The sequence below is a fragment of the Okeania sp. SIO1H4 genome (assembly GCF_010672695.1).
Taxonomy (GTDB): domain Bacteria; phylum Cyanobacteriota; class Cyanobacteriia; order Cyanobacteriales; family Microcoleaceae; genus Okeania; species Okeania hirsuta.
The window spans coordinates 24301-30300 of record NZ_JAAHGB010000072.1 but is presented as its reverse complement, the minus strand read 5'-3'; the positions used below and the strand labels follow the sequence as shown (position 1 = coordinate 30300).

The following is a 6000-nucleotide window of genomic DNA, read 5'->3' as shown; positions in this document are numbered from 1 at the left end:
GAGCGAATCCCCATGTAATTTTCCTCCTGTCTCCTGTCTCCTGTCTCCTGTCTCCTTCTTCAATGCTCTGGTTCAAAAGCGATCGCTCTGTTTGGCGATTATTAATGTTCTATTGGACAATAGTTATTGCTCTAGACCCTACATACATCCTGGAGGGACTGTGTGCGGAAATAGTTCCGCACTTTAAAAGCGCCGTAGGAAACCTCGCCAATTAGCACTCAATTTTAACTTTTAACTTCCGGGTAGCGGCACTACTCCCTACTGCCTAATCTCCTAGTATACTTGACTGTAGCTTGGCGAAAACTGAAGCATAGTCATCATTTCTTTCTGGTAAAGCATTCTCAACAGAAAGTGCTTTAGGCCAACGGTATTGATAGTATCCCATCGTCCTTAATTCTGCTGCTAGACGCTCAAAACACTTTCTCGCCTGTTCATCTCGACCAGCAACTTCGCGGTCGTAAACTAAAGATGTCATCACATACATTTCTCTACTGTTAACACCATCTAAAACAATCATTGGCTCAAACCCGTAATCATTAAAAAAGTGTTCAATCACAGGAACAATAGTAAGTGCATCGGTACCAGAAGCAGGTGCTGTCACAGCTAGCCAGATAAAACCACATCGGTCTCGGTCTAGATCCATAATTTCTGGAATTGAATTGCGTTTACGCCAATAACTAATAGGAATACTGCCCTGGACAGGAATTCCAGCAAAAGTCAAGAGACGACCTTTGAGTAGTTTATGAGTCAATTCAGGAATTTCTAGATTCCTATTCCAACGCAATTTTTTGATTTGAGATTGATCTACAGTGAACGTTTTCAATCTACTTACTTTGTTATTGAGGACTTCGTGAATATCCGCTTTCATTGCTTCAGCGTGCCTTAAAGTAGGAGAATAGATAGCAAACACTCCGTTATAAACTCCTGACCAGCCAGGAATTTGTTGTTGGCGCAAGAGTTTCAGCATCAGATTGCGATCTAGAGTTCTTTGTGCATCAGTCTCTTGCCAAGGAAACTGACTGACTTCTGCCAGAATTCGGTAGCCATGCAACAGTATCCAGTTACTTTCAATTAATCCAGTTTGCTTTAAATTGTGCAATTGGTCAGTTAGCTCACCTAACTGCTCTTCTTCATCAATGGAAAAATAAAATATTTGTAGGTATGCGGGAGCTAACGATAATTCCAACGTCATTTCGGTGACAATTCCTAAATTTGATTGCCGAAATAAACCCTTCAAGTCTGGTCCGAGACCATAACGAGATATTCCTGCTGTTGAAGCGTTGGGCAAAGCATCAAATCCAGTTTTGAGTAATTCACCAGAGGGTAAAATCGCCTCAAGGGAAATTACATGATTCCAGCGAATCACATTCAGACCGTTGGCATAACCTGCATCTATAGCATTGCCAATAATGCTGGAATAAGGTGAACTTCCTGTGAGAGAAAAGAACAAGTGGGGATAATTTGACCGCAAATATTCAAATAACTGCTGCTGAGTTACTCCAGGACCAAGAGTGACGGTGGCATTTTTACCATCTACCTTAATCTGATTCAGTCTACTCAAATTCATAACCACACTCAGGTTTTCATCAGGAACTTGAGAACCATATCCCCAGTTATATCCCTGACTGACTGGGTGAATATGAACTCCAAATAGTTGAGCAGCTTTAAGGCACGCTTGAACCTCTTGTGGTGAACCTGGTTGAATCACGAAACGCACTTGTTGTGAAGTTTCAAAAGTTGCTGTCTCTACTGCGGCAATTACATTCTCATTGGTAATTACATATTGATGACCAAGTATTTTTTGACAAAATTCTAGGTAGTGCCATTTTAATTTCAAACTGGGGTTAGATTGTAAAACCGATACCATTGTTGTTCTCCTTATTGCTGAATAGATAAATTAAATTAGTGTTGGCTGAATCAAAAGATGATTGAGAGAGAATTTTTTACCTGAGTTTTGCTACTCTCAATCATTCCTAAAGTCAATCTAGAACTTGATGTTTCACTAGCTATTAGCTTTTAGCATTTCCGTACCGGAATGCTCCGCAAACAGCTATCAGCTTTTATAGCTCTGGGTTTAAATCCCCGGTATAAACCGGAAGGTGCGCGGAGGGGTTTAAATCCCCTTCTAAATGTTTACTGCTGACTGCTGAATGCTGAACGCTTTTTTAATGGGAATTAATTTTTTTCTTGCTCACAAGTAAACTTAGACCTAAAATTCCTAATCCTGCCAATGATGCAGGTTCTGGTACTGATTCATAGCTAACGTTGTCTCCTCCTGTAACCCTGGTATCAACAGCTCCTGTTTCCAGGTTGGGACCCCATATAGACCAAGCTCCAGGTTCGCCAGGCTTGATCGCTTCATCTCCACCATCAATCAGAAGTACATAATCACCACTTTCTTGAGATTGGCCATTGTACTCTATTCCTAAAAATTCTCCATTGGCAAAAACAGCGTTTGCCTTATCTGCATTTGTGTGGGAGAAAGAAAATGTGTCTAATGTGTTTAAAGTAAGTTCTACGTCAAACTCAGTTAGGGCAAACTTCTCCAAAGCGTTCAATTTATCTGGTTCTGCCTCGAAACTGACAGAACCAGAACCGAGAATATCTTCAGCATCATCTATCAGAGGGAAATTGAAGTTGAAAGAGGCAGCATGAGCGGGAATTTCTGAAACTACGGTAAACAAAGCTGCACTAGCAATTGCGACGGTGAATTTTGTGAAGATGTTGTTAGTCATTGTTTTACTTTTTCCTATGATTTGTTGATTTAATTTGTCTGATGAGTTTGAAAAAAAGACAAAATGAGTCTTTTGAGCAAAAATAGCTGTGAGTAACTAGATGAGCGATCGCTAATTTTGCCTAAACTTGCGTTCTCCTAGAGCTACTAACTAGCTCTGGAATAAAAGCTATCAATTTTGGTTGAAATCCCCTTGAGATTGCATTTTTCTCGGTTTCAGTATAAATCTCAACTTAATACTGAACGCTTAACAATTCGACCAGGAACTCCGACAACTGTGCAATTAACAGAAACATTCCGTAGAATAACTGCATTAGCACCAATAGAAACATTGTTGTCGATTTTGATATTGCCTAAAACCTTAGCTCCAGCTCCGACAATCACATTGTTTCCCAGAGTAGGGTGGCGCTTTCCAGTCTCTTTACCAGTTCCACCAAGAGTCACGCCTTGGTATAGCAGAACATATTCTCCCACTTTCGCTGTTTCGCCAATTACTACACCCATGCCGTGGTCAATGAATGCACCCTTACCAATTTGAGCAGCAGGGTGAATTTCAATCCCAGTCAAGAAGCGAGCAAAGTACGAAATGAAGCGAGGAATTAAGGGAGTTTTTAAACCATGGAGATAGTGAGCTATCCGATAACACAGCAAGGCATGAAACCCTGGGTAACACAACAAAACTTCAAACCAGTTTTTAGCTGCTGGATCACGTTGAAAAATAATCTGGAAGTCAGCTGATATCGTTCTCAGAAAATTAAGCAGTTTTATCTGACTTGCCAAGAAGAAATATCTATGAGATTCTGAAGCTACCAAATGCTTGTTAATCCTGGTTTCAGCAGGGATTAGTTCCCCAGTTAAGGACATTTTACTGTCTCCTTTTTACTGTTGTTTTTCTGTTCTGCGAGTTTATATTTCTCACATAGAAAAGGTTATGCAAAAATTTGTCAGTATCTACTGTTGTAATATTAAACCAGCTTTTCTTCGGTATAGTTAGTCAGGAGTCGGGAGGGAAGGAAGAGTAGAAAAAAGTTTTTTATGGCGCTATTATCCGGACATGATATAATAGGCGTTACATAGAGTGCCCATTGGAATTAGTGTGAAGAGTGTGGAGGGCGTTACATAGAGTGCCCATTGGAATTATAGTTTGAAAAAAAGAGGAAGTAAAAGATGTTACCTTTTGTGCAAAGATTCATCCCGCCCCTCAGCAACGCCATATAATACAGTTTTTTTTAGCATAGAGTATATTTACTGATTGAAATTTATAAATTTTTTATAGCAATGAGCGCTGGTATATTTACAAATTGCAGGAGGGGCAAAATAGCTAAAAGTCTTATATTATCGGCAATTTATCATTTTCTTTGTGGGTTTAATACCCCACCGTCAACGGGGGTGTTCACGCATTACTTGGGGGAGCGAATCCCCATGTAATTTTCCTCCTGTCTCCTGTCTCCTGTCTCCTGTCTCCTTCTTCAATCCCCCTTCCGGAGCTGTTGCCTTCCGGAGCTGTTGCCTGCGCACAGCGCTATAACCACAAAATCAGGTTTCAAGTCTCCTCTTTTAAGGGGATAAAAAGTGGAGCTTTACGCTTGCAAAATGCCATATCCAATCGACCAAGAGAAAGAAAATTTAGTATGTTCGATCGCCTCCCTATTACCGAAGGTACTGAATTCCGCAGTTCCTCTGTAAGAGGCTTTTTCCGTTTTTCATGCTGCGCTTTTCATGTGGGCGTTTTGCGCTTGTGCCTAACTTCCGCTAAAAGCTAGCACACAATGACCGCTTGCATCTGCTGCACCCCGCGCAGTCAGATCAAATCCGCTCGGGTTCGGTCTAAAAAAATGTTCCATCACAGCGCCATTACCAAATTTTTCTTGATATCCCCATCTTCCCATCTCCCCATCTTTACAGCGGTTTTCATTTCGGTAGACCACAGTAGGGACGTTCTATGGAACGTCCCTACTGGGCGCGTGATTGTGACTATGTGGTTCATCAATATAAAAAGCGCTGTAAACTTGGTTCTATAAGTAACTGTGCAAAACTAATTTAATATTTGGTGCAGAATAGTTACAATAATGGAATTACTTTTGATGTCTTTATAATGACCCAATTAAGTTCAATTACTATCTCACCTAATTTAGAACCTACTGGTTTATTTGTTCTCTTACATGGCTGGGGAGCTAATTGTAATGATTTAACACCTTTAGCAACACAGTTGAATTTGCCTGATTATTGGTTTGAATTTCCAGATGCTCCATTGCCTCATCCTGAAGTTCCTGAGGGAAAAATGTGGTATGACTTATCAAATTTAGAATTCCAAGGTCTGGTTGAAAGTCGCCAAATATTAATTGATTGGCTAATTTCTCTAGAAAGTAAAACAGGGATACCTTTATCTAAAACTATTCTATGTGGCTTTTCTCAAGGTGGGGCAATGGCTATGGATGTAGGAGTAACTTTGCCAATAAAAGGCTTAATTATTTTAAGTGGATACCTACATTCTCAACTTCAACCATCAGGAGAAAAATTACCACCTGTTCTAGTTACACATGGTACACAAGACCCAGTTTTACCTATTGAACAAGGAAGACGAACGCGCGATACTTTCACAAATCTGGGGGCAAATATACAATACCAAGAATTTAATATGGGACATGAGATTATTCCAGAAATTGTGAAGTTAATGCGAAGTTTTGTTATAGATACTATGGCAAAAGCTTAGAAAGACTATTATATTAAATGGAGGTGTGAATAACACTCCGTTTTAATTAATGCTTTCAGCAGATGCCATTTCAGGGAGGTCGGTTTTGATGCAAACTATAGCCCGTTCTTTACACGAGGTTGCTAATTTAACTGCACAGGATGTAGCTAAGTTGGCTTTACGTTTGGAGGAAGATGATTATCAAAATCCTTTTGACGGGTTGAGTGATTGGCACCTGCTACGAGCGATCGCCTTTCAACGTCCAGAGTTAATCGATCCTTATATCCATTTATTGGATTTAGAGCCTTGTGATGAGGCTTGAGGAAAATATGGGAACGCACAAGTCAGTAATTTAATCATTTTGTCACATTTGAGAGTGTTGGTTTAGTAAACAAGGTATTTTTAAGCTTGGATACTTTTTACCCAACACTCCTATTTATCTTAATCTTAATTATGTTTGAATACTTACTGATGATTTTAGTCAAATAGGAAACATTCATTTGATATGACAACTGCTTGGCGTTGCACAGTGACGAATGATTTTAGATTTTTGATGAACAGGATTTTGGATTAA

7 protein-coding genes and 1 pseudogene are annotated in these 6000 nt (G+C 39.8%); 3 read left to right on the top strand and 5 right to left on the bottom strand.

From position 1 onward, the window contains the following. Positions 1-215, top strand: a 215-nt coding sequence (locus F6K06_RS28305) for a hypothetical protein (RefSeq protein ID WP_287323326.1), incomplete at its 5' end; no start/stop codon positions are given. Between the two features lie 50 nt (positions 216-265). Here the strand turns inward: F6K06_RS28305 and F6K06_RS28300 are convergent. The 5 genes and pseudogenes from F6K06_RS28300 to F6K06_RS28280 form a co-directional block, all read right to left on the bottom strand. Next, positions 266-1867, bottom strand: coding sequence for an FAD-binding oxidoreductase (locus F6K06_RS28300; protein ID WP_287240970.1), 1602 nt, complete (start codon positions 1865-1867; stop codon positions 266-268). Between the two features lie 298 nt (positions 1868-2165). Next, positions 2166-2735, bottom strand: a complete 570-nt coding sequence (locus tag F6K06_RS28295) for a PEP-CTERM sorting domain-containing protein (RefSeq protein WP_124145798.1) — start codon at positions 2733-2735, stop codon at positions 2166-2168. A 239-nt stretch (positions 2736-2974) separates the two neighbouring features. Then, positions 2975-3598 (bottom strand): annotated as a pseudogene (gene cysE / locus F6K06_RS28290) (serine O-acetyltransferase); the annotation flags it as partial. Positions 3599-4114: 516 nt separating this feature from the next. Beyond that, complete coding sequence (locus F6K06_RS28285; protein WP_161564600.1) at positions 4115-4252, bottom strand: hypothetical protein; 138 nt, start codon at positions 4250-4252, stop codon at positions 4115-4117. A gap of 224 nt (positions 4253-4476) precedes the next feature. Next, on the bottom strand, positions 4477-4662 hold the full coding sequence (locus F6K06_RS28280; protein ID WP_124145796.1) for a hypothetical protein: 186 nt from the start codon (positions 4660-4662) through the stop codon (positions 4477-4479). A gap of 167 nt (positions 4663-4829) precedes the next feature. Between F6K06_RS28280 and F6K06_RS28275 the strand changes: the two genes are divergently transcribed. Both F6K06_RS28275 and F6K06_RS28270 read left to right on the top strand, forming a co-directional pair. After that, entirely contained in the window at positions 4830-5447 is a 618-nt protein-coding gene (locus F6K06_RS28275) for an alpha/beta hydrolase (RefSeq protein ID WP_124145795.1), read from the top strand. Between the two features lie 88 nt (positions 5448-5535). Further along, the gene (locus tag F6K06_RS28270) at positions 5536-5748 is read left to right on the top strand and encodes a DUF2555 domain-containing protein (protein ID WP_124145794.1); all 213 of its coding nucleotides are present in this window, start codon (positions 5536-5538) and stop codon (positions 5746-5748) included. Positions 5749-6000 lie beyond the last annotated feature (252 nt).